The sequence below is a fragment of the Citrobacter sp. Cpo015 genome (assembly GCF_030333035.1).
GTDB lineage: Bacteria > Pseudomonadota > Gammaproteobacteria > Enterobacterales > Enterobacteriaceae > Citrobacter > Citrobacter portucalensis.
Genome location: NZ_JAOWGS010000037.1, coordinates 857,424 through 880,611 on the forward strand (window position 1 = coordinate 857,424; position 23,188 = coordinate 880,611).

At 50.5% G+C, this 23,188-nt stretch carries 18 protein-coding genes; 13 read left to right on the top strand and 5 right to left on the bottom strand.

Annotation, left to right across the window (positions count from 1 at the left end; all coding sequences use genetic code 11):
- Positions 1 to 213: 213 nt before the first annotated feature.
- A complete protein-coding gene (locus tag OGY67_RS19860) occupies positions 214 to 1,635 on the top strand; it encodes an amino acid permease (protein WP_003035749.1) in 1,422 nt (473 codons plus the stop codon).
- A gap of 59 nt (positions 1,636 to 1,694) precedes the next feature.
- On the opposite strand, the gene OGY67_RS19865 is transcribed toward OGY67_RS19860, so the two are convergent.
- The 5 genes from OGY67_RS19865 to ycaO all read right to left on the bottom strand — a co-directional run bounded on the left by OGY67_RS19865 (position 1,695) and on the right by ycaO (position 8,991).
- Entirely contained in the window at positions 1,695 to 2,489 is a 795-nt protein-coding gene (locus OGY67_RS19865) for a PA3715 family protein (RefSeq protein ID WP_286574429.1), read from the bottom strand.
- An 86-nt stretch (positions 2,490 to 2,575) separates the two neighbouring features.
- The gene (gene pflA, locus OGY67_RS19870) at positions 2,576 to 3,316 is read right to left on the bottom strand and encodes a pyruvate formate lyase 1-activating protein (protein ID WP_003035751.1); all 741 of its coding nucleotides are present in this window, start codon (positions 3,314 to 3,316) and stop codon (positions 2,576 to 2,578) included.
- A 310-nt stretch (positions 3,317 to 3,626) separates the two neighbouring features.
- Positions 3,627 to 5,909, bottom strand: coding sequence for a formate C-acetyltransferase (pflB, locus tag OGY67_RS19875; RefSeq protein WP_003035753.1), 2,283 nt, complete (start codon positions 5,907 to 5,909; stop codon positions 3,627 to 3,629).
- Positions 5,910 to 5,968: 59 nt separating this feature from the next.
- Positions 5,969 to 6,826: a formate transporter FocA gene (gene focA, locus OGY67_RS19880; RefSeq protein WP_003831909.1), complete on the bottom strand. Its 858-nt coding sequence runs from the start codon at positions 6,824 to 6,826 to the stop codon at positions 5,969 to 5,971.
- A 404-nt stretch (positions 6,827 to 7,230) separates the two neighbouring features.
- Positions 7,231 to 8,991 (bottom strand): 30S ribosomal protein S12 methylthiotransferase accessory factor YcaO, encoded by a 1,761-nt coding sequence (ycaO, locus tag OGY67_RS19885; protein WP_111465822.1) that lies wholly within the window; start codon positions 8,989 to 8,991, stop codon positions 7,231 to 7,233.
- A gap of 135 nt (positions 8,992 to 9,126) precedes the next feature.
- On the opposite strand from ycaO, the gene OGY67_RS19890 reads away from it, so the two are divergent.
- From OGY67_RS19890 to kdsB, 12 genes are all read left to right on the top strand, one after another.
- Positions 9,127 to 9,819, top strand: a complete 693-nt coding sequence (locus OGY67_RS19890; RefSeq protein ID WP_286574430.1) for a DUF421 domain-containing protein — start codon at positions 9,127 to 9,129, stop codon at positions 9,817 to 9,819.
- A gap of 212 nt (positions 9,820 to 10,031) precedes the next feature.
- On the top strand, positions 10,032 to 11,120 hold the full coding sequence (gene serC / locus OGY67_RS19895) for a 3-phosphoserine/phosphohydroxythreonine transaminase (protein WP_032942886.1): 1,089 nt from the start codon (positions 10,032 to 10,034) through the stop codon (positions 11,118 to 11,120).
- Positions 11,121 to 11,190: 70 nt separating this feature from the next.
- The gene (aroA, locus tag OGY67_RS19900; RefSeq protein WP_103015115.1) at positions 11,191 to 12,474 is read left to right on the top strand and encodes a 3-phosphoshikimate 1-carboxyvinyltransferase; all 1,284 of its coding nucleotides are present in this window, start codon (positions 11,191 to 11,193) and stop codon (positions 12,472 to 12,474) included.
- 171 nt (positions 12,475 to 12,645) lie between these two features.
- A complete protein-coding gene (cmk, locus tag OGY67_RS19905) occupies positions 12,646 to 13,329 on the top strand; it encodes a (d)CMP kinase (RefSeq protein WP_003831921.1) in 684 nt (227 codons plus the stop codon).
- 113 nt (positions 13,330 to 13,442) lie between these two features.
- Complete coding sequence (rpsA, locus tag OGY67_RS19910; RefSeq protein ID WP_003035776.1) at positions 13,443 to 15,116, top strand: 30S ribosomal protein S1; 1,674 nt, start codon at positions 13,443 to 13,445, stop codon at positions 15,114 to 15,116.
- Positions 15,117 to 15,275: 159 nt separating this feature from the next.
- On the top strand, positions 15,276 to 15,560 hold the full coding sequence (ihfB, locus tag OGY67_RS19915) for an integration host factor subunit beta (protein ID WP_003035780.1): 285 nt from the start codon (positions 15,276 to 15,278) through the stop codon (positions 15,558 to 15,560).
- A gap of 206 nt (positions 15,561 to 15,766) precedes the next feature.
- On the top strand, positions 15,767 to 18,031 hold the full coding sequence (locus OGY67_RS19920) for a ComEC family protein (RefSeq protein WP_234692296.1): 2,265 nt from the start codon (positions 15,767 to 15,769) through the stop codon (positions 18,029 to 18,031).
- Between the two features lie 36 nt (positions 18,032 to 18,067).
- On the top strand, positions 18,068 to 19,816 hold the full coding sequence (gene msbA, locus OGY67_RS19925; protein ID WP_286574431.1) for a lipid A ABC transporter ATP-binding protein/permease MsbA: 1,749 nt from the start codon (positions 18,068 to 18,070) through the stop codon (positions 19,814 to 19,816).
- Positions 19,813 to 20,790: a tetraacyldisaccharide 4'-kinase gene (gene lpxK / locus OGY67_RS19930; RefSeq protein ID WP_125363235.1), complete on the top strand. Its 978-nt coding sequence runs from the start codon at positions 19,813 to 19,815 to the stop codon at positions 20,788 to 20,790. The genes msbA and lpxK overlap by 4 nt, the downstream gene beginning before the upstream one ends.
- Positions 20,791 to 20,831: 41 nt before the next feature.
- Positions 20,832 to 22,064: a winged helix-turn-helix domain-containing protein gene (locus OGY67_RS19935; protein WP_213752057.1), complete on the top strand. Its 1,233-nt coding sequence runs from the start codon at positions 20,832 to 20,834 to the stop codon at positions 22,062 to 22,064.
- A gap of 51 nt (positions 22,065 to 22,115) precedes the next feature.
- On the top strand, positions 22,116 to 22,298 hold the full coding sequence (gene ycaR / locus OGY67_RS19940; protein ID WP_003035793.1) for a protein YcaR: 183 nt from the start codon (positions 22,116 to 22,118) through the stop codon (positions 22,296 to 22,298).
- Positions 22,295 to 23,041, top strand: a complete 747-nt coding sequence (gene kdsB / locus OGY67_RS19945) for a 3-deoxy-manno-octulosonate cytidylyltransferase (protein ID WP_003831932.1) — start codon at positions 22,295 to 22,297, stop codon at positions 23,039 to 23,041. Before ycaR ends, kdsB begins: the two co-directional genes overlap by 4 nt.
- Positions 23,042 to 23,188: the final 147 nt, after the last annotated feature.

Below are 23,188 nucleotides of genomic sequence, written 5' to 3' on the forward strand. Positions count from 1 at the left end.
CCTGATTTAACAGAATATGAACAGGTTCCCATACATACTGTTTATGTATGCTTTATGGGAACCTGCATTATTTAATCGCACACGTCTGTCCTGAAAATAAAGTGTGCAGAAGGTTATAGTTTTACATCCTGCCGTTTCCGCTCGCTCATTTTACCGCGCATAATCCCACGCCTCATATATTGATAATCAAAAAGCTTCCACAAAGGATTGCGTATGGCTGGTGTGCAGGAAAAACAATTGCGATGGTACAACATTGCATTAATGTCATTTATTACCGTCTGGGGTTTTGGTAACGTCGTCAACAACTATGCTAATCAGGGATTGGTTGTTGTCTCCTCCTGGATATTTATTTTCGCGCTCTATTTTATTCCTTATGCGTTGATCGTCGGGCAGCTTGGCTCAACCTTTAAAGAGGGTAAAGGCGGCGTCAGTACCTGGATTAAACATACCATGGGGCCAGGGTTGGCCTATCTTGCTGCCTGGACCTATTGGGTTGTTCATATACCTTATCTGGCGCAAAAACCGCAGGCTATTCTGATTGCGCTGGGATGGGCGCTGAAGGGCGATGGTTCGTTGATTAAAGAGTACACCGTCGTGGCGTTGCAGGGGCTGACGCTGGCGCTGTTTGTCTTTTTCATGTGGGTTGCGTCCCGTGGCATGAAGTCACTGAAAATTGTTGGGTCAGTTGCAGGCATCGCGATGTTTGTGATGTCCATTTTGTATGTCGTGATGGCGGTAACCGCGCCTGCAATTACGGATGTGCAAATAGCGACAACCAATATCACCTGGGAATCGTTTATCCCGCACATTGATTTTACCTACATTACCACGATCTCCATGCTGGTCTTTGCCGTGGGCGGTGCGGAGAAAATTTCGCCATACGTTAATCAGACACGTAATCCGGGCAAAGAATTTCCAAAAGGGATGCTCGTTCTGGCTGTTATGGTAGCGGTATGCGCGATTCTCGGGTCGCTGGCTATGGGAATGATGTTTGACTCCCGGCATATTCCAGATGACCTGATGACGAATGGTCAATATTACGCCTTCCAGAAATTGGGTGAGTATTATGGTATGGGTAATTCGCTGATGGTTATTTACGCGATTGCCAATACGCTGGGACAGATTGCGGCATTGGTATTTTCTATTGATGCACCGCTTAAAGTTCTGCTGGGTGATGCTGATCGTAAATATATTCCCGAGAGCCTGTGTAAAACCAACGCTTCCGGTACGCCGGTAAATGGTTATATTCTGACGCTGGTGCTGGTGGCGATTTTGATTATGTTGCCAACGCTGGGAATTGGCGACATGAACAACCTGTATAAATGGCTATTGAATCTTAACTCTGTCGTGATGCCATTGCGTTATTTATGGGTGTTTGTGGCGTTCATTGCCGTTATTCGCCTGGCGCAAAAATATAAATCGGAATATGTCTTTATTCGCAACCGCTCGCTTGCGATGACCGTGGGGATCTGGTGCTTTGCCTTTACCGCATTTGCCTGTCTGACCGGGATTTTCCCGAAAATGGAAGCCTTTACCCCTGAGTGGACATTCCAGCTCACGCTGAATATCGTGACGCCATTTGTGCTGGTTGGACTGGGATTGATTTTCCCGCTACTGGCGAGAAGAGGACGCTAAAGACAAGTGTGGCAGAAGAGCAGGTGATAGTGATGCTATCTCCTCTCCTGCTTTGCTTCTCAAAACAACGGGGACAGTTCTTTTGGGATGGCATACTGTTTGCCATCATAACGCAGTACCCAACTGGCTTTCCCCGGTTTATCCTTTGATGCGCACTGCTCGTTGGCGTCTGTATAGGCCGTTGATTCCACGTTTTTCTCGTTTACCCGAATATCGATGTACCCATTATGTGAATCAGGCGCAAGGGCAAGGGTGCGTTTAATATCGTGGAATGTTCCCACACAGTTCCCGTCCCATTCACCGGTGCTATTCTCAAGTACGATTGCGTTTAATACCGCCCGTAGTTGATTATTTTCAATAACAAACAGCGATAGCGCATCTTCACTAAAAGGATTTACACGGGAACTGCCGGTGCGGGCGACTCGTAAGCCAAATGCGGTCTGATCTGGGGTAACTTTCCAGCGCGCAGTATCCAGCGCCAGACCGGTAATTTGAATGGCATCGTCATTCATACGTTCGGGCAGGTGTAGCCGCTGTTTTACGTCGAGGCTTGTGGAATCCAGTACCAGAAGCTCCAGATCGCCAATGCGATCGTAATCGCTATATTGTTGTGCCATCAGCGGAATCGCCGCTAGGGTCAGTTCCGGGTGTGCTGGCCAGACACGGCAAATTGCGCTTTGCGGTGAGTTACCTGTGATATCGATAACCTGATTATGTTGTGTGAGTAGCTTGCCTTCCGCTGTCGGTTTTGCATCCGGCCACGCATGTTGCACAATGGCGTTGATATCACAGTTGCTGGCGGCATTTACGTATTGGACAGATAACAGCAACATGCCAGAAATGAATAACCGCATGGCGTCCTTTCCTTTAATTCGAGTGGTTGTCGCTTAGATAGCAAAACGGCTGCCGTTCAGGGCAGCCGTTTCGTGGTGGCTAAAACTCAATACATCACTTTATGTCCATATTGCTCGAGAATGCCCTTCACGCGCTCCATGGTCTCTTTCTTCGGTGGTTTGACGCCATCCAGTTTGTACTCTTCGCCCATTGCTACCCATTTGTGTTTGCCAAGCTCGTGGTAAGGCAGCAGCTCGATTTTTTCAACGTTACCCATATCGCGAGTAAATTCTCCGAGGCGGTGTGCGGAGTCATCGTCATCAGACCAGCCAGGTACGACAACATAGCGGATCCACACTTTGATGTCTTTGTTTGACAGGTAACGCGCGAACTCCAGCGTACGATGGTTAGATACGCCGACCAGATTCTGATGGATTTCATCGTTCATCTGTTTGAGATCGAGCATGACCAGGTCGGTGACTTCCAGCAGCTCATCGATCACCGGATCGTAGCGGCGAACAAAACCGTTGGTATCCAGACAGGTATGAATACCTTCTTTTTTACAAGCGCGGAACCAGTCACGTACGAATTCAGCTTGCAGGATAGCTTCGCCGCCAGACGCCGTCACGCCGCCGCCGGATGCGTTCATAAAGTGGCGATAGGTCACCACCTCTTTCATTAATTCGTCGACGGTGACTTCTTTACCGCCGTGTGTATCCCACGTGTCACGGTTATGGCAATACAGGCAGCGCATCAGGCAGCCCTGAAAGAAGGTAATAAAGCGGATGCCCGGGCCATCAACAGTGCCACAGGATTCAAAGGAGTGAATGCGACCAATAACTGACATTGCGGTGTTTCTCCAGGTGTGGCCCATCCGGGGCCAGTGTTAGTGCACAGTTATTAACTGTGTCGAGTCTGTTTTGGCTGCTATCCATACTTTTCGTCTTTCAAGCTGCATCTTTGTTAGCTTCCTTCGCTCACCCCAGTCACGTACTTCTGTATGCTCCAGGGGATTCACTCCGTTGCCGCCTCAATGCAACTCGAAATCCATCGAGTATATAAGTATAGATAGCTGACAAAGCAGGCTATTAAAAAGGCCCCACTTACGTGGAGCCTTTATTGTACGCTTTTTAAAGTACGATTTCAGTCAAAACCAATTACATGGTCTGAGTGAAGGTACGAGTAATAACGTCCTGCTGCTGTTCTTTAGTCAGGGAGTTAAAACGTACTGCGTAGCCAGAAACGCGGATGGTCAGCTGCGGATATTTTTCCGGATGTTCCATCGCATCCAGCAGCATTTCGCGGTTCATGACGTTCACGTTCAGGTGCTGACCACCTTCGATGGACGCTTCGTGGTGGAAGTAACCATCCATCAGACCAGCCAGGTTGGTCTTACGAACTTCGTCGTCTTTACCCAGTGCGTTCGGAACGATAGAGAAGGTGTAAGAAATACCATCTTTAGCGTAAGCAAACGGCAGTTTAGCAACGGAGGTCAGAGAGGCAACAGCACCTTTCTGGTCACGACCGTGCATTGGGTTAGCACCCGGTCCGAACGGCGCGCCAGCACGACGACCATCTGGGGTGTTACCAGTTTTCTTACCATAAACCACGTTAGAGGTGATGGTCAGAACAGACTGAGTCGGGATAGCGTTACGATAAGTAGTCAGTTTCTGAATTTTCTTCATGAAACGTTCTACCAGGTCAACCGCCATGTCATCAACGCGAGAGTCGTTGTTACCAAACTGCGGGTATTCGCCTTCGATTTCGAAGTCGATAGCCAGACCGTCTTCGTCACGAATCGGTTTAACTTTCGCATATTTGATTGCAGACAGGGAGTCAGCAGCAACGGACAGACCAGCGATACCACACGCCATGGTGCGGATAACGTCACGGTCGTGCAGCGCCATCAGAGAGGCTTCGTAGCTGTACTTGTCGTGCATGTAGTGGATAACGTTCAGCGCGGTGACGTACTGTTTAGCCAGCCAATCCATGAAGTGATCCATGCGGTCCATAACTTCGTCGAAGTTCAGAACGTCGCCTTTGATCGGTTCAGATTTAGGACCAACCTGCATTTTCAGTTTTTCATCAACGCCACCGTTGATTGCGTACAGCATGGTTTTCGCCAGATTTGCACGCGCACCGAAGAACTGCATTTGTTTACCAACAACCATCGGGCTTACGCAGCAAGCGATAGCGTAGTCATCGTTGTTGAAGTCCGGACGCATCAGGTCATCGTTCTCGTACTGCAGAGAAGAGGTGTCGATGGACACTTTAGCGGCGAATTTCTTGAAGTTCAGAGGCAGTTTTTCAGACCACAGAACAGTGATGTTCGGCTCCGGAGAAGGACCCATGGTGTACAGGGTGTTCAGGAAGCGGAAGCTGTTTTTGGTAACCAGAGTACGGCCATCAACGCCCATACCACCGATTGATTCAGTTGCCCAAATCGGGTCACCGGAGAACAGTTCATCATATTCAGGAGTACGCAGGAAACGAACCATACGCAGTTTCATGACCAGGTGGTCGATCATTTCCTGTGCGTCTTGCTCGGTGATTTTGCCTGCTTTCAGGTCACGTTCGATGTAAGCATCCAGGAAGGTGGATACGCGACCGAAGGACATTGCTGCACCGTTCTGAGATTTAACTGCGGCCAGGTAGCCGAAGTAAGTCCACTGGATAGCTTCCTGAGCGTTGGTAGCCGGACCAGAGATATCGCAGCCATATTTAGCAGCCATTTCTTTGATCTGACCCAGAGCGCGGTGCTGTTCAGCGATTTCTTCACGCAGACGGATAGTTGCTTCCAGGTTTACGCCGTTTTCCAGATCGGACTGCAGAGAGACGAACTGAGCGTATTTGTCCTTCATCAGGTAGTCGATACCGTACAGCGCAACGCGACGGTAGTCACCGATGATACGGCCACGGCCATACGCATCTGGCAGACCAGTCAGAACACCGGATTTACGGCAGTTCAGAATGTCTTTGGTGTAAACATCGAATACGCCCTGGTTGTGGGTTTTGCGGTATTCGGTGAAGATTTTTTTCAGCATCGGGTCCAGTTCGCGATTGTACGCTTTGCAGGAACCTTCAACCATTTTGATGCCGCCAAACGGAATGATCGCACGTTTCAGCGGAGCTTCAGTCTGCAGACCAACAATCTTCTCGAGCGCTTTGTTGATGTAGCCAGCGTCGTGAGAAGTGATGGTAGAAGCAACGGAGGTGTCAAAGTCAACAGGCGCGTGAGTGCGGTTTTCCTGTTTAACGCCTTCCATAACGCTGTCCCACAGTGCAGTGGTCGCATCAGTTGCGCCAGCCAGGAAGGACTCGTCACCCTCATACGGAGTGTAGTTTTTCTGAATGAAGTCACGTACGTTTACTTCATTCTGCCAATCACCTTTGGTAAAACCTTCCCAGGCTGTGGCTAACTTTTCATTAAGCTCGGACATGTAACACCTACCTTCTTAAGTGGATTTTTTATTTACTGCGTGTAATGGGCATCAACAGATTAATGATGATCGTTACCACGCAGATAAATGACCCAGTATGTCAACCCGACCAACAAACCGCCGCCGATAATGTTACCGATCGTAACCGGAATCAGGTTATCGGTGATGAAATTCATCACGGTCAGGTGAGAAAAATTCTCCGGAGAAGACCCAACTGCGGTCCAGAATTCCGGGGTGGCGAAATCGCGTATTACAATACCCATAGGGATCATAAACATGTTTGCGATACTGTGCTCAAAACCGCTGGCAACAAACATTGCGACCGGTAATACCATGATAAACGCTTTGTCCATCAGGCTGCGGCCTGAGTAGCTCATCCATACGGCCAGACACACCATCAGGTTAGCCAGGATACCAAGGCTCACTGCCTCAACAAAAGTATGGTGCACTTTGTGGTCGGCTGTTTGCAGAACGTTGAGCCCCCATGCGCCGTTGGCGGTCATATACTCGCCAGAAAGCCACATGAGTAACACAAAGATCAGGGCGCCAATCAGGTTGCCGACATAAACGTTAAGCCAGTTTTTCGCTAACTGACCCCAGGTAATACGACCACTGGCTTTAGCAACGACGATCAGTACGGTTGAAGTGAAGAGGTCTGCACCGCAGACAACACAAAGGATCAGCCCCAGGGAAAAGCAGATACCACCTACTAATTTCGCCATGCCGAAAGGCATAGTACCAGTGCCGGTTGTGGCGGTGATATAGAAAACAAAGGCAATTGAAATGAATACACCGGCAGTAATTGCCAGATAGAACGTCTTAAGCGGATGTTTCGTTGCTTTATAGACGCCTGCTTCTTCGGCAACTTTGGCCATTGCAGCAGGTAGAATAAGATCAAAAGGGTTGTCAGCTTTCACACTAACTCTCTCTTTATTAAGTCGGCGACGAGATACTAACAAAGCATTATAGATGAGAATTTGATATAGATCATATCTCGCCTGGCTTATAGGCCCGTAAGACGCATGGTTTTTATGCGATTACGGTGTAACATGTTGATTATCCATATAAAAATAAATTTTAAAAATTATAAAGTGAGTTGAATTTTTTCTTTCAGCCTCCTATGGGACGGTTAATTAAAATGGAGTAATTGAGATAAAAAACCACATTAATAAGCTAAATTTTTTAATATCAACTACTAATATTTAACCTTGCTTTTACATTTATTTTTTGGTTTGACCAAAATAAAAAACGGGGCGCTTTAAGCGCCCCGTAATATAGCTCAGACAATACATTTAGCCTACTCGAGGCAAGTTGTTTGTCACTATTTTGACCAGTGTGCCGCTTTCGCGCGTTGCAATTTCTCATAGGCTTTCAGCAGAGACTGATGTGCCGGGAATGCGTGCAGATCGCTGTCTACTGGCTGAAGTCCATAAAACGGCGCTTCACCACTCAGTGCCGCACTTGCCGCTTCAACCGCCTCAGCGCCGTACATGCGGACGAATGCGTTCAGATACTGCAGCGGCTGACGGTCTTCTTCCTGAGACAGCAGCAACAATGTTTGCAGGCAGCGATAGTAGTTTGCACGTTCCGCGCTAAAGACGGAGGCGTTAAATTCCATCGTCCATTCGGTCCACACCAGGGCCTGCTCCAGATCGCCACCGGCCAGCGCCAGCATCACTTTAAGCTCGCCAATACGCAGGGTGTACCAACCGTTATCCGCACCGGTCGCCAGACCGAGCAGCTCGCGCACGCGGGTGAAGTCGTCAAAACCTTCTTCATCCAACTGTTCAATCAGATTGAGGTAGTCTTCTTTATCCCACTCACTGCCTGGCAGAGAGAGAATGGTGTCACGCAGATGGGTGCCCATAGCGTTGTTGGCTAACCACAGATCTTCTGCCGGATAGATGTCAGACATTCCCGGAACAATAATGCGGCACGCGTAAACGCCCAGGTGCTCATAGTCAGCGATATACACTTCTTTATCTTCAGCATTGAAGATGGCCATCAGGGTGGCGAACTCTTCTTCCGTGGTGCCGGAGAAATTCCAGTCAACGAACGGATAGTCGGCATCCTGCTTGAACAGATCCCAGGAGATCAGACCGCTGGAATCGATGAAGTGAGTTTCAAGGTTGGTATGTTCTGCCACTTCCTCATCGTCGAAGGTCGGTGGGGTGAAGACATCAAGATCCTTCAGACCACGGCCCTGCAGCAGTTCAGTCACGGTACGCTCCAGCGCAACGCCGAAATCCGGGTGTGCGCCGAAGGAGGCAAAGCAGGTACCGTTGGCCGGGTTGAACAGGACAACGCAAATCACCGGATACTTGCCGCCCAGCGAGCCATCGTAGGCAAAAATTGGGAAACCTTCCGCTTCCAGTGTGGCGATGGACTCCACCACTGCCGGATAGCGCGCCATCACCTCGGCCGGGATTTCCGGCAGGCTGATGCTTTCGGCGATAATACGGTTCTTCACATGGCGCTCAAAGACTTCAGACAGGCCCTGAACGCGAGCTTCGTTAGGTGTGTTACCCGCAGACATGCCGTTAGAAACATACAGGTTGCCGATAATATTCATCGGAATGTAGACGGTCTGGTTATCAGACTGGCGGGTAAACGGCAGGCCACAGACGCCACGCTCTTCATTACCAGACTGTAGATCGATAAGCATGCTGCCGGCCAGTTCGTTATCTGGATCGTAAAACGCACGCAGACGTGCATCCAGTAAACCTTCTGGAACATCGTCGTCTTCAGTCAGCGGGAACCATTTTTCGTTCGGATAATGCACGAACGGGCCATTGGCGATAGTTTCGCCCAGCCAGAAATCTGCAAAGAAGTAGTTAGTCGACAGACGCTCAAAGTATTCACCCAGCGCAGAAGCCAGCGCCGCTTTTTTTGTCGCACCTTTACCGTTGGTGAAGCACAGCGCGCATTCTTTGTCGCGAATATGTACAGACCAGACGTTAGGGACGGGATTCAACCACGAAGCTTCTTCAATTTGAAAACCAAGGTCGAGTAATTTTTGCTGGAAGCGAGCGATGGAGTCTTCCAGAGCGGCATCTTTGCCGGGAATAAATGTTTGCGTCATGAAAATCACTTTTGTCGTACGGAAAGCGCGCAATGATACGGGTTTTCAATGAACGGCGCTATCGCTGCCGGAGCCCAAGCGTAAATAAAACTATTGGCTATGCTTTCACACAGTCAACAATGTTAAGAGCACAAAATGAAAGCATTCGATTTACAGCGTATGGCACTGGATAAGGTGCCAATGGAGTTTCTTGGTGAGGTTGCGCTGCGCAGTCTCTATACCTTTATATTGGTTTTTCTGTTTTTAAAGCTTACAGGGCGGCGTGGTGTAAGGCAGATGTCGCTTTTTGAAGTCCTTATCATCCTTACGCTGGGTTCCGCCGCGGGAGACGTGGCGTTTTATGACGATGTTCCGATGCTGCCGGTGCTGGTGGTCTTTATTACTCTTGCTGTGCTGTATCGGCTGGTAATGTGGCTAATGGCGCATAGTGAAAAAATGGAGGACCTGCTGGAGGGCAAACCCGTCGTGATCATTGAAGACGGCGAGCTGGCATGGTCAAAGCTCAATAGCGCCAATATGACGGAATTTGAATTCTTTATGGAACTGCGTTTGAACGGCGTGGAGCAATTGGGACAAGTGAAACTGGCTATTCTGGAGACGAATGGGCAAATCAGCGTCTACTTCTTTGCCGATGAAGACGTAAAGCCGGGGCTCAGTATTCTGCCTAAACGTTGTACGCAACGATTTAAAGTAATACCTGAAGCAGGGGACTATGCCTGCATACGTTGTAGCGAAGTGGTGCAAATGAAGGCCGGAGATCATCAATTATGTCCGCGCTGTGCAAATCCAGAATGGTCGAAGGCCAGTCGGGCAAAACGGGTTACCTGACAGCAAAAATCTCGGTTTTTACCCGTCAATCCGATAGATTCTGTTGTGTGACCGATGACACATTTTTACCCTTGCCAGTTTTACCCATTGCGGCGCGTGTCACTGAATGATAAAACCGATATCCACAGGAATAACTTATACCAATGTCTGTCACCGGATTATCGTCAATGACAGGATGTTGATTGGACAACAACACAACGTGGTGAGGGGAAATGGCTCAGGTCTTCAATTTTAGTTCAGGTCCGGCAATGTTACCGGCAGAAGTACTTAAACTGGCTCAACAGGATCTTTGTGACTGGAACGGTCTTGGCACGTCAGTGATGGAAATTAGCCACCGTGGCAAAGAATTCATCCAGGTCGCAGAGGAAGCGGAGCAGGATTTTCGCGATCTTCTCAGCATCCCCTCCAACTATAAAGTGTTGTTCTGCCATGGCGGTGGTCGCGGGCAGTTCGCGGGTATCCCTTTAAATATTCTGGGTGATAAAACCACCGCGGATTACGTCGATGCCGGTTATTGGGCCGCCAGCGCAATTAAAGAAGCGAAAAAATACTGCACGCCAAACGTTATTGATGCCAAAGTCACCGTGGACGGCCTGCGTGCTGTTAAGCCGATGAGTGAATGGCAACTTTCTGATAACGCGGCATACCTGCACTATTGCCCGAACGAAACCATCGATGGCATTGCGATCGATGAAACGCCGAATTTTGCCAGCAACGTTGTGGTCACGGCGGATCTGTCCTCTACCATTCTTTCCGCACCGCTTGACGTTAGTCGTTATGGCGTAATTTATGCCGGGGCACAGAAAAATATCGGCCCGGCCGGTCTGACGATTGTCATCGTCCGTGAAGATTTGCTGGGTAAAGCTCATGTCTCATGCCCGTCAATCCTCGACTATACCGTGCTGAATGACAACGATTCCATGTTCAATACGCCGCCAACCTTTGCCTGGTATCTGTCTGGCCTGGTCTTTAAATGGCTGAAAAAGCAGGGCGGTGTTAATGCGATGGATAAAATTAACCAGCAAAAAGCGGAATTGCTCTACGGCGTAATCGATAACAGCGATTTCTACCGTAACGATGTGGCGAAATCTAACCGTTCACGCATGAACGTACCGTTCCAGCTGGCTGATAGCGCATTGGATAAACTGTTCCTGGAAGAGTCTTTTGCTGCGGGCCTGCACGCGCTGAAAGGGCATCGTGTGGTCGGCGGTATGCGTGCGTCCATCTACAATGCCATGCCGCTTGAAGGTGTTAAAGCACTGACCGATTTCATGGTCGATTTCGAACGCCGCCGAGGCTAATCTGCTGTACTTTTCATCCCCACAGCCCGTCTGTGGGGTTTTTATGTCTGTTTTTTGAGAGTCGAGTTTCATGGAATCCCTGACGTTACAACCCATTGCGCGGGTGGATGGCACCATCAATCTGCCTGGATCCAAAAGTGTTTCTAACCGCGCTTTGCTGCTGGCTGCATTAGCCAATGGCACCACTGTCCTGACCAATCTGCTGGACAGCGATGATGTTCGCCATATGCTCAATGCTCTGAATGCGTTAGGGATTAGCTATACCCTTTCTGCCGATCGTACCCGCTGCGAGATAGTTGGCAATGGCGGTGCGTTGCACGCAGAAGGTGCAGTTGAGCTGTTCCTTGGCAACGCCGGAACCGCAATGCGCCCGCTGGCCGCAGCGTTATGTCTGGGCAGCAATGACATCGTGCTGACGGGCGAACCGCGCATGAAAGAGCGCCCGATTGGCCATCTGGTTGATGCGCTGCGCCAGGGCGGAGCCAAAATTGACTATCTGGAGCAGGAAAACTATCCCCCTTTACGTCTGCGTGGTGGCTTTACCGGAGGCCAGGTTGAGGTAGACGGTAGCGTTTCCAGCCAGTTCCTCACTGCGTTGCTGATGACTGCGCCGCTGGCGCCGCAGGATACGACGATCGCAATTAAAGGTGACCTGGTATCCAAACCTTACATTGATATCACACTGAACCTGATGAAAACGTTTGGTGTTGAAATTGAAAATCAAAACTACCAGCGCTTTGTCGTGAAGGGGCAGCAGCAGTATCAGTCACCGGGTGCATACCTGGTTGAAGGTGATGCTTCTTCCGCTTCCTATTTCCTCGCGGCAGGTGCTATTAAAGGCGGTACGGTAAAAGTTACCGGGATTGGCCGCAACAGCATGCAGGGTGATATTCGTTTTGCCGATGTACTGGAGAAAATGGGCGCAACCATTACATGGGGCGACGATTTTATTGCCTGTACTCACGGCGAGTTGAACGCAGTGGATATGGATATGAACCATATTCCTGATGCGGCGATGACCATTGCAACGGCGGCGCTGTTCGCTAAAGGCACCACGACATTACGTAATATCTACAACTGGCGCGTCAAGGAGACCGATCGTCTGTTCGCGATGGCGACGGAGTTACGCAAAGTGGGCGCGGAAGTGGAAGAGGGGCATGACTTTATCCGCATCACCCCGCCTGCAACATTGCAATTTGCGGACATCGCGACCTACAACGATCACCGCATGGCGATGTGTTTCTCGCTGGTGGCGCTGTCTGACACGCCGGTGACCATTCTTGACCCAAAATGTACCGCCAAAACCTTCCCGGATTATTTCGAACAGTTGGCTCGTATTAGTACATCTGCCTGATTTTATTGCCGCACTTTCGGGTGCGGCACATTCTGACATCTCCGATTGCCTATTTATTCTACACTCAGCTTCAATGATTCTGCATTTTTCACACAAAGATAACGATCGTTGGCGTTGGCGCGTATAATGCGCGGCGTTCACGTTAATGTACGCCCGTTTAAGGAGAAAAAGATGACGGCAATTGCCCCGGTTATTACCATTGATGGCCCAAGTGGTGCAGGTAAAGGCACCTTGTGCAAGGCAATGGCGGAAGCATTGCAGTGGCATCTGTTAGATTCAGGCGCGATCTACCGCGTACTGGCGCTCGCAGCGTTACATCACCATGTTGATGTCACATCTGAAGATGCTCTGGTACCGCTTGCCTCACACCTTGATGTGCGTTTTATCTCAACAGACGGCAACCTGGAAGTCATTCTTGAAGGTGAAGATGTCAGCGGTGAAATACGTACTCAGGAAGTAGCGAATGCCGCCTCTCAGGTTGCGGCGTTTCCCCGCGTGCGTGAAGCGTTATTACGTCGTCAACGCGCATTTCGCGAATCCCCAGGTCTGATTGCTGATGGACGTGATATGGGCACCGTGGTGTTCCCGGATGCGCCGGTGAAAATTTTTCTGGACGCCTCCTCGCAAGAACGTGCGCATAGACGTATGCTACAGTTGCAGGAGAAGGGCTTTAGTGTTAACTTTGAACGCCTTTTGGCCGAGATCGAAGAACGCGATTATCGCGATCGTAATCGTGCTGTAGCGCCGCTGGTTCCCGCTGCTGATGCTTTAGTTTTGGATTCAACCCGATTAAGCATTGAGCAAGTGATTGAAAAAGCGTTACAATACGCGCGCCAAAAACTGGCTCTCGCTTAAGTGCGACCGAATTTGCAGTACCCCCGTTGCAATGGATTGACAGCGGGTATGTTAAACAACCCCATCCGGCATGGAGCCAGGTGGACGTTAAATATGAAACCTGAAGATTAAACATGACTGAATCTTTTGCTCAACTGTTTGAAGAATCCTTAAAAGAAATCGAAACCCGTCCGGGTTCCATCGTTCGTGGTGTTGTTGTTGCTATCGACAAAGACGTAGTACTGGTTGACGCTGGTCTGAAATCTGAGTCCGCCATTCCGGCAGAGCAGTTCAAAAACGCCCAGGGCGAGCTGGAAATCCAGGTTGGTGACGAAGTTGACGTTGCTCTGGATGCAGTAGAAGACGGCTTCGGTGAAACCCTGCTGTCCCGTGAAAAAGCTAAACGTCACGAAGCTTGGATCACGCTGGAAAAAGCTTACGAAGAAGCTGCAACCGTTACTGGTGTTATCAATGGCAAAGTCAAGGGTGGCTTCACTGTTGAGCTGAATGGTATTCGCGCGTTCCTGCCGGGTTCCCTGGTAGACGTTCGTCCGGTCCGCGACACGCTGCACCTGGAAGGCAAAGAGCTTGAATTCAAAGTAATCAAGCTGGATCAGAAGCGTAACAACGTTGTTGTTTCCCGTCGTGCCGTTATCGAATCCGAAAACAGCGCAGAACGCGATCAGCTGCTGGAAAACCTGCAGGAAGGCATGGAAGTTAAAGGTATCGTTAAGAACCTCACTGACTACGGTGCATTCGTTGATCTGGGTGGCGTTGACGGCCTGCTGCACATCACCGACATGGCATGGAAACGCGTTAAGCATCCGAGCGAAATCGTAAACGTTGGCGACGAAATCACTGTTAAAGTGCTGAAGTTCGACCGCGAGCGTACTCGTGTATCTCTGGGCCTGAAACAGCTGGGCGAAGATCCATGGGTAGCTATCGCTAAGCGTTATCCGGAAGGTACCAAACTGACTGGTCGCGTGACCAACCTGACCGACTACGGCTGCTTCGTTGAAATCGAAGAAGGCGTTGAAGGCCTGGTTCACGTTTCCGAAATGGATTGGACCAACAAAAACATCCACCCGTCCAAAGTTGTTAACGTTGGCGATGTAGTGGAAGTTATGGTTCTGGATATCGACGAAGAACGTCGTCGTATCTCCCTGGGTCTGAAGCAGTGCAAAAACAACCCATGGCAGCAGTTCGCGGAAACCCACAACAAGGGTGACCGTGTTGAAGGTAAAATCAAGTCTATCACTGACTTCGGTATCTTCATCGGCCTGGACGGCGGCATCGACGGCCTGGTTCACCTGTCTGACATCTCCTGGAACGTTGCAGGCGAAGAAGCAGTTCGTGAATACAAAAAAGGCGACGAAATCGCAGCAGTTGTTCTGCAGGTTGACGCAGAGCGTGAGCGTATCTCTCTGGGCGTTAAACAGCTCGCAGAAGATCCGTTCAACAACTGGGTTGCACTGAACAAGAAAGGCGCAATCGTAAACGGTAAAGTCACTGCAGTTGACGCTAAAGGCGCAACCGTAGAACTGGCTGACGGCGTTGAAGGTTACCTGCGCGCTTCTGAAGCTTCACGTGACCGCGTTGAAGATGCAACTCTGGTTCTGAGCGTAGGCGACGACGTTGAAGCTAAATTCACCGGCGTTGATCGTAAGAACCGTGCAATCAGCCTGTCTGTTCGTGCTAAAGACGAAGCTGATGAGAAAGATGCAATCGCAACTGTTAACAAACAGGAAGATGCTAACTTCTCTAACAACGCAATGGCTGAAGCTTTCAAAGCAGCTAAAGGCGAGTAATATCGAGTGCTCTAAATCCTTTGTGCTGTTAACTGCACAAAGGGTGACGAGTAGCTTGACAGATTACAGGATTCGTCCTGTAATCAATGACAAAGGGCGGCTACGGCCGCCCTTAATCAATGCAGCAGCTAATTATGCCTTTAAGGAACCGGAGGAATCATGACCAAGTCAGAATTGATTGAAAGACTTGCAACCCAGCAACCTCATATTCCCGCGAAAGCGGTTGAAGATGCAGTTAAAGAGATGCTGGAACATATGGCCTCGACTCTTGCGCAGGGCGAGCGTATTGAAATCCGCGGTTTCGGCAGCTTCTCTTTGCATTACCGCGCACCACGCACCGGACGTAATCCGAAGACCGGCGATAAAGTGGATCTGGAAGGGAAATACGTTCCGCACTTTAAACCAGGTAAAGAACTGCGCGATCGCGCCAATATTTACGGTTAAGTTTTTAGCGAGACTTAACGCCGAGAAAAGCACCCAAATGGGTGCTTTTTTCATTTCTGTCCACCTATCCTGGAATCCTCATCCCAGTTAATTTGTACGTTACAACCATCACTAAATGTCTGCGGAACTCAGGTCGTATAACGATAAATTGATGCCAGACAACCGTCGAAGAGTACTGCACACTCCCTGTAACAGGGAGGTGATTGATGAAAATAACAACGGTGAGTACCTGCGCATTACTCGGCATTCTCCCACTCATGCTATTACCTATGCTGCCAGGCATGTTGTGTATCGGCATTGTATTTTGTCTGGCATGTCTGCTCTGTTTTCTCCCCTACAAATATATGCGTTCCGCCGGACTAACCCTGCTGTTTTTTCTTTGGGGAATCCTGGCCGCGAAAGAGGCTATGTGGGCCGGTAATACGCTGCCTGCGAAAACCCAGCAAGCCATTGTGCGGATAACCGGAACTGACAATATGACAACGCACTACGGCCAGATCACTCACCTTCAGGGGAAACGAATCTTTCCTGCGCAAGGAATCGTCTTGTACGGGCAGTATTTACCCGGTGATGTTTGTGCGGGTCAGACATGGGCGATGACGTTGAAAGTCCGCGCTGTACACGGTCAATTAAACGAAGGCGGATTTGATAGCCAGCGTTACGCATTGGCGCAGCATCAACCGCTGACGGGACGATTCTTGCAGGCTTCGGTAATCACACCACAATGTAGTTTGCGTTCGCGGTATCTCGCCTCGCTGAAAACGGCACTCACCGACTTTCCCTGGCAGCAGGTCATACTGGGTCTGGGAATGGGAGAGCGCTTGTCTGTGTCACAAGAGGTGAAAACGATTATGCGTGATACCGGCACGGCTCATTTGATGGCTATCTCCGGGCTGCATATTGCGTTTGCAGCATTACTGGCCGCAGGATTGATTCGTGCTGGACAGTTTTTTATGCCAACAAGGTGGATTTGCTGGCAGATGCCATTAGTGGGTGGGATTGTCTGCGCCACATTTTATGCCTGGCTGACGGGGCTGCAACCCCCGGCATTACGAACGGTTGTTGCGCTGCTAGTCTGGGGGGCGCTGAGACTTAGCGGCAGGCAGTGGAGTGGATGGTCGGTCTGGATCTGCTGTCTGGCAGCCATCGTGGTGGTGGATCCTGTTGCTGTTCTTTCGCAAAGCCTATGGTTGTCTGCATCCGCCGTTGCGGCACTGCTGTTCTGGTACCAATGGGTACCGCTCCCGGACTGGCCGCTGTCGCGTGCTGGACGTCAATTTCTGGCGCTGGCTCATCTGCAATTGGGTATTACGCTTCTGCTTTTTCCCGTGCAAATCGCAATGTTTCACGGTTTTAGTCTGACCTCGTTTCTGGCTAATTTGTTTGCCGTCCCTTTGGTCACGTTTGTTTCCGTACCCTTGATATTAGCAGGCATGATCATGCATTTAGCCGGGACGGTGATGGTTGAATCAAGCCTGTGGTATCTAGCGGATCGTTCTCTGGCGCTGCTATTTTGGGGGCTCAGAAGTCTGCCTCAAGGGTGGATCAATATTGATGCTCGCTGGCAATGGTTGGCATTTTTACCCGGAATGATGATTATCGCATGGCGACTAAATATCTTGCGTACGCTACCGGTGCTCTGTTTCTCTGTGCTCCTTTTGCTGAGTGGGCCGCTTTGGCGTGCACCGCGTACTGATGTGTGGCAAGTGCATATGCTGGATGTCGGGCAGGGGCTGGCGATGGTGATCGCGCGAAATGGGAAAGCGCTGCTTTACGATACCGGTCTGGCATGGCCCGAAGGCGATAGCGCACAACAGCTGATTATTCCCTGGTTGCGTTGGCATAATCTGGAGCCAGAAGGAATTATTTTAAGCCATGAGCACATGGATCACCGCGGCGGGTTGCACTCCTTACAACAAGCCTGGCCGTCGCTATGGGTAAGAAGTCCGCTGAGCTGGAAAGGTCATCTCCCGTGTTTTCGCGGAGAGCATTGGCAATGGCAAGGGTTAACCTTCAGTGCGCACTGGCCTGTGCGTGGAAATACAGACCAGGGGAATAACCACTCCTGCGTGGTTAAGGTCGATGACGGATATCAGAGTATTCTGCTGACCGGTGATATCGAATCTCCTGCTGAACAAAAAATGCTAAGTCACTATTGGCAGCACCTACAGTCGACGGTGATGCAGGTTCCACATCATGGCAGCAATACTTCATCATCACTGGCACTCATTCAGCGGGTTGACGGGCAGGTCGCACTCGCCTCTGCATCCCGTTACAACGCCTGGCGTCTGCCGTCCTGGAAAGTGAAGCAACGTTATCGGCAACAAAATTATCAATGGCTGGATACCCCCCATCAGGGACAGATTACGCTGGATTTTTATCAAAAAAACTGGCGCATACGCAGCATGCGGGATCAGATTTTACCTCGTTGGTATCATCAGTGGTTTGGCGTGTCGGAGGATAACGGGTAGAATATGCGGCTATTCTAACAAATGCTGGTTTTTTGAATGCATAACGATAAAGATCTCTCTACGTGGCAGACGTTTCGCCGACTATGGCCAACCATAGCGCCTTTTAAATCGGGTCTGATCGTGGCGGGTATAGCGTTAGTCCTTAACGCGGCCAGCGATACCTTCATGTTATCGCTCCTTAAACCATTACTGGATGATGGTTTTGGTAAAACGGATCGCTCGGTGCTGCTGTGGATGCCGCTGGTGGTCATTGGACTGATGATAGTTCGTGGCTTAACCAGCTATGTCTCCAGTTACTGTATTTCATGGGTGTCAGGCAAAGTGGTTATGACCATGCGCCGCCGCCTTTTTGGTCATATGATGGGTATGCCAGTATCCTTTTTTGATAAGCAGTCAACAGGTACGTTGCTGTCACGTATTACCTATGATTCAGAGCAGGTAGCGTCATCGTCCTCCGGTGCGCTGATCACCGTGGTACGTGAAGGGGCCTCAATTATTGGCCTGTTTATCATGATGTTCTATTACAGCTGGCAGCTGTCACTGATCCTGATTGTACTGGCGCCAATTGTGTCAGTGGCAATCCGTGTGGTTTCCAAGCGCTTTCGTAGCATCAGTAAAAACATGCAAAACACCATGGGTCAGGTTACGACCAGTGCGGAGCAGATGCTGAAAGGCCACAAAGAAGTTCTGATTTTTGGTGGTCAGGAAGTCGAAACCAAGCGCTTTGATAAGGTCAGCAACAAGATGCGTTTGCAGGGTATGAAGATGGTTTCCGCTTCTTCTATCTCCGACCCTATCATCCAGCTGATTGCGTCTTTGGCACTGGCCTTCGTGTTATATGCGGCTAGCTTCCCAAGCGTAATGGAAAACCTGACAGCAGGGACAATTACGGTTGTCTTCTCCTCAATGATCGCATTAATGCGTCCGTTGAAATCGCTGACCAACGTCAACGCGCAGTTCCAGCGCGGTATGGCGGCATGCCAGACCTTATTTACGATTCTGGATAGCGAACAGGAGAAAGATGAAGGTAAACGTGTGATCGAGCGTGCTACCGGCGATCTCGAGTTCCGCAACGTGACTTTCACTTATCCGGGACGTGAAGTACCGGCTCTGCGTAACATCAACCTGAATATTCCAGCGGGTAAAACCGTTGCTCTGGTTGGCCGTTCGGGCTCAGGGAAATCCACTCTCGCCAGCCTGATTACGCGCTTCTACGATGTTGATGAAGGGCAGATTCTGATGGACGGACACGATCTGCGCGAATATACCCTGGCATCACTGCGCGATCAGGTTGCGTTGGTTTCGCAGAATGTGCACTTGTTTAACGATACGGTTGCCAACAACATCGCCTACGCTCGTACCGATATGTACAGCCGTGAGCAGATCGAAAAAGCGGCACAGATGGCCTACGCCATGGATTTCATCAACAAGATGGATAATGGCCTGGATACGGTGATTGGTGAAAACGGCGTCCTGCTTTCCGGCGGACAACGTCAGCGTATCGCTATCGCCCGTGCCTTGTTGCGTGACAGCCCAATTCTGATCCTTGATGAAGCAACATCGGCTCTTGATACTGAATCTGAACGCGCGATTCAGTCTGCGCTGGATGAGCTACAGAAAAACCGTACTTCTCTGGTCATTGCTCACCGTCTTTCAACCATTGAACAAGCCGACGAAATCATCGTGGTGGAGGATGGTCTGATTGTCGAACGCGGAACCCATAGCGAGCTGATTGAGCAGCGCGGGGTGTATGCGCAATTACACAAAATGCAATTTGGTCAATGATCGCACGTATCTGGTCTGGTGAATCGCCGCTGTGGCGATTGTTACTTCCACTCTCCTGGCTGTATGGCCTGGTGAGTGGCGCGATCCGCTTATGCTACAAGTTGGGGCTTAAACGCGCATGGCGCGCGCCAGTCCCGGTAGTGGTGGTCGGAAACCTTACTGCGGGCGGAAACGGTAAAACGCCGGTGGTGATTTGGTTGGTTGAACAACTGCGACAACGCGGGATTCGCGTGGGTGTGGTGTCGCGTGGTTATGGCGGGAAAGCGACTGCTTACCCGCTGTTGCTAACCGCTGATACTACTACCGCAGAAGCGGGCGATGAACCTGTGCTGATCGCCCAACGTACCGGCGTGCCGGTAGCGGTATCCCCGGTAAGATCGGATGCGGTAAAAGCCATTTTGGCCCAACACGACGTGCAGATTATTGTGACGGACGATGGACTACAGCACTATCGTCTGGCGCGAGATGTTGAAATCGTAGTCATTGACGGCGAACGTCGGTTTGGCAACGGCTGGTGGCTTCCCGCTGGTCCAATGCGGGAACGCGCTGGTCGCCTTAAATCGGTGGATGCGACTATTGTTAACGGTGGCGTTGCGCAACCAGGGGAAATCCCTATGCGACTTGAACCGGGGCTGGCCGTTAATTTACGTACAGGTGAACGTCGTGATGTGGCGCAATTGTCCAATATTGTCGCCATGGCGGGCATTGGTCATCCACCGCGTTTTTTTGCCACGCTGAAAGCATGTGGTGCCAGCGTGCAAAAAAGCATTGCGCTGGCAGACCATCAGTCTCTGACCTACAGTGACGTCAGTGCGTTTGTAGGGGCCGGGCAAACGCTGGTCATGACGGAAAAAGATGCGGTTAAGTGCCGGGCATTTGCCGATGAAAACTGGTGGTATTTACCTGTTGATGCACATTTGTCAGGCGATCGGCCTGATGTATTGCTGAATAGCTTAATCTCGCTGACTCGCTAACTGATTCACGCTGCGGCAGCGAATCATTTATGAGGCCATAAATGTCGTTGCCGCGCCTTTCTCTGACGGATGCCCGTCATCTTCACCTTGCTGCTCAAGGTCTGCTGAAAAAAACACGCCGCCGGGCAACCCCGGCAGATATTCTCGCGACCATTTCGCGCATGTCTTTACTGCAAATCGACACCATCAATATTGTGGCGCGCAGTCCTTACCTGGTGCTGTTTAGTCGTTTAGGCGATTATTCCCCCCAATGGCTGGACGACTCGTTACAGCAGGGCGAACTGATGGAATACTGGGCGCACGAGGCCTGTTTTTTGCCGCGCAGCGATTTTATGCTGATACGTCACCGCATGCTGGCCCCGGAGAATATGGGCTGGAAATATAAAGCGGCGTGGATGAAAGAACATGCGCATGAGATTGAGCAACTGCTCCAGCACATCCAGCATAACGGGCCGGTACGCTCAGCTGATTTTGAGCATCCACGCAAAGGGACCAGCGGCTGGTGGGAATGGAAACCGCAGAAGCGTCATCTTGAAGGGTTGTTCACCGCCGGGAAAGTGATGGTCGTGGAACGGCGTAATTTCCAGCGAGTGTATGATTTAACCCATCGCGTCATGCCGCACTGGGACGATGAACGCGACCCACTTTCGCAGGAAGATGCGGAAAGTGTCATGCTGGATAACAGCGCCCGCAGTCTGGGGATTTTCCGCGAACAATGGCTGGCAGACTACTACCGCCTGAAGCGCCCGGCGCTAAAAAACTGGTGCAACGAACGGGCGGAACAGCAGCAGATTATTCCTGTCGACGTTGAAGGGCTGGGAACTTTGTGGCTGCATAGCCACCTTCAGCCGCTGCTTGAACAGGCGCTGGCGGGCAAATTAACGGCGACTCACAGTGCAGTATTATCACCTTTTGATCCGGTGGTCTGGGATCGTAAACGGGCAGAGCAGCTATTCGATTTTAGCTATCGGCTGGAGTGTTACACGCCAGCACCGAAACGTCAGTATGGTTATTTTGTCTTGCCGTTGCTGCATCGTGGACAGTTGGTTGGGCGGATGGATGCCAAAATGCACCGCAAAACAGGTGTGCTGGACGTTATTTCGCTGTGGTTACAGGATGGGGTTAAGCCTGGAGTGACGTTGCAAAAAGGATTGTTTCAGGCGATTGACGATTTTGCCCGCTGGCAACAGGCAACACGCGTGACGCTGGGACGTTATCCTGAAGGTTTATTTGCTGATGCACACCATGGTTGGGAAATAGACCCAGCCCTTTAAGCGATTATGTTAATATTTACGGATTCACAATCCGGTCCATCTGGAGGAACTATGGATCATCGTCTGCTTGAAATCATTGCCTGCCCGGTATGTAATGGCAAACTCTGGTTTAACCAGGAAAAACAGGAACTGATTTGTAAACTGGATAACCTTGCTTTCCCACTGCGTGATGGCATTCCCGTGTTACTGGAAACCGAGGCCCGCGTTCTGACTGCTGATGAGAGTAAATCATGAGTTTTGTGGTCATTATTCCTGCGCGTTATGCGTCCACACGTCTGCCGGGTAAGCCGTTGCTGGATATCAACGGTAAACCGATGATCGTGCATGTACTGGAGCGTGCGCGTGAATCTGGCGCTGAACGTATCATCGTTGCCACCGATCACGAGGATGTCGCTCGCGCGGTAGAAGCGGTGGGTGGCGAAGTGTGCATGACTCGCGCCGATCACCAGTCTGGTACGGAGCGCCTGGCGGAAGTCGTCGAGAAATGTGGTTTTAGCGATGATACCGTTATTGTGAACGTACAGGGTGATGAGCCGATGATTCCTGCGGTCATTATTCGCCAGGTGGCTGAGAATCTGGCGCAACGTCAGGTCGGTATGGCGACTCTTGCGGCTCCGATTCACAGTGCGGAAGAGGCATTTAATCCGAATGCGGTAAAAGTCGTGTTGGACGCTGAAGGATATGCTCTCTATTTTTCACGCGCGACCATCCCATGGGATCGCGATCGTTTCGCCAAAAGTCTGGAAACGGTGGGGGACACCTTCCTGCGCCATCTGGGCATTTACGGCTATCGCGCCGGTTTTATTCGCCGCTATGTTAACTGGCAGCCTAGCCCGCTTGAGCATATCGAAATGCTGGAGCAGCTGCGAGTGCTGTGGTACGGCGAAAAAATTCACGTTGCCGTCGCAAAAGAAGTCCCGGGTACCGGCGTAGACACTGCCGAAGATCTTGAGCGCGTTCGCGCCGAAATGCATTAGTTTTTCTCACGGCACTCCCCCCATATTGAGGCGTATTTTTGGGAGGAGTGTCGTATCGTTGCGCTTTCCCTCCACTTTTCTTTTCATCAATTGATCTCATCCGGGTGACATCTGTCTGCACGACGCTCATTATGAAAGCAGTAGCAT

Bases quoted from the DNA above. Each gene is read 5' to 3' on its own strand.
- OGY67_RS19860 (WP_003035749.1), top strand. From the start codon at position 214: ATGGCTGGTGTGCAGGAAAAACAATTGCGATGGTACAACATTGCATTA.
- OGY67_RS19865 (WP_286574429.1), bottom strand. From the start codon at position 2,489: ATGCGGTTATTCATTTCTGGCATGTTGCTGTTATCTGTCCAATACGTA.
- pflA (WP_003035751.1), bottom strand. From the start codon at position 3,316: ATGTCAGTTATTGGTCGCATTCACTCCTTTGAATCCTGTGGCACTGTT.
- pflB (WP_003035753.1), bottom strand. From the start codon at position 5,909: ATGTCCGAGCTTAATGAAAAGTTAGCCACAGCCTGGGAAGGTTTTACC.
- ycaO (WP_111465822.1), bottom strand. From the start codon at position 8,991: ATGACGCAAACATTTATTCCCGGCAAAGATGCCGCTCTGGAAGACTCC.
- OGY67_RS19890 (WP_286574430.1), top strand. From the start codon at position 9,127: ATGAAAGCATTCGATTTACAGCGTATGGCACTGGATAAGGTGCCAATG.
- serC (WP_032942886.1), top strand. From the start codon at position 10,032: ATGGCTCAGGTCTTCAATTTTAGTTCAGGTCCGGCAATGTTACCGGCA.
- aroA (WP_103015115.1), top strand. From the start codon at position 11,191: ATGGAATCCCTGACGTTACAACCCATTGCGCGGGTGGATGGCACCATC.
- cmk (WP_003831921.1), top strand. From the start codon at position 12,646: ATGACGGCAATTGCCCCGGTTATTACCATTGATGGCCCAAGTGGTGCA.
- rpsA (WP_003035776.1), top strand. From the start codon at position 13,443: ATGACTGAATCTTTTGCTCAACTGTTTGAAGAATCCTTAAAAGAAATC.
- ihfB (WP_003035780.1), top strand. From the start codon at position 15,276: ATGACCAAGTCAGAATTGATTGAAAGACTTGCAACCCAGCAACCTCAT.
- OGY67_RS19920 (WP_234692296.1), top strand. From the start codon at position 15,767: ATGAAAATAACAACGGTGAGTACCTGCGCATTACTCGGCATTCTCCCA.
- msbA (WP_286574431.1), top strand. From the start codon at position 18,068: ATGCATAACGATAAAGATCTCTCTACGTGGCAGACGTTTCGCCGACTA.
- lpxK (WP_125363235.1), top strand. From the start codon at position 19,813: ATGATCGCACGTATCTGGTCTGGTGAATCGCCGCTGTGGCGATTGTTA.
- OGY67_RS19935 (WP_213752057.1), top strand. From the start codon at position 20,832: ATGTCGTTGCCGCGCCTTTCTCTGACGGATGCCCGTCATCTTCACCTT.
- ycaR (WP_003035793.1), top strand. From the start codon at position 22,116: ATGGATCATCGTCTGCTTGAAATCATTGCCTGCCCGGTATGTAATGGC.
- kdsB (WP_003831932.1), top strand. From the start codon at position 22,295: ATGAGTTTTGTGGTCATTATTCCTGCGCGTTATGCGTCCACACGTCTG.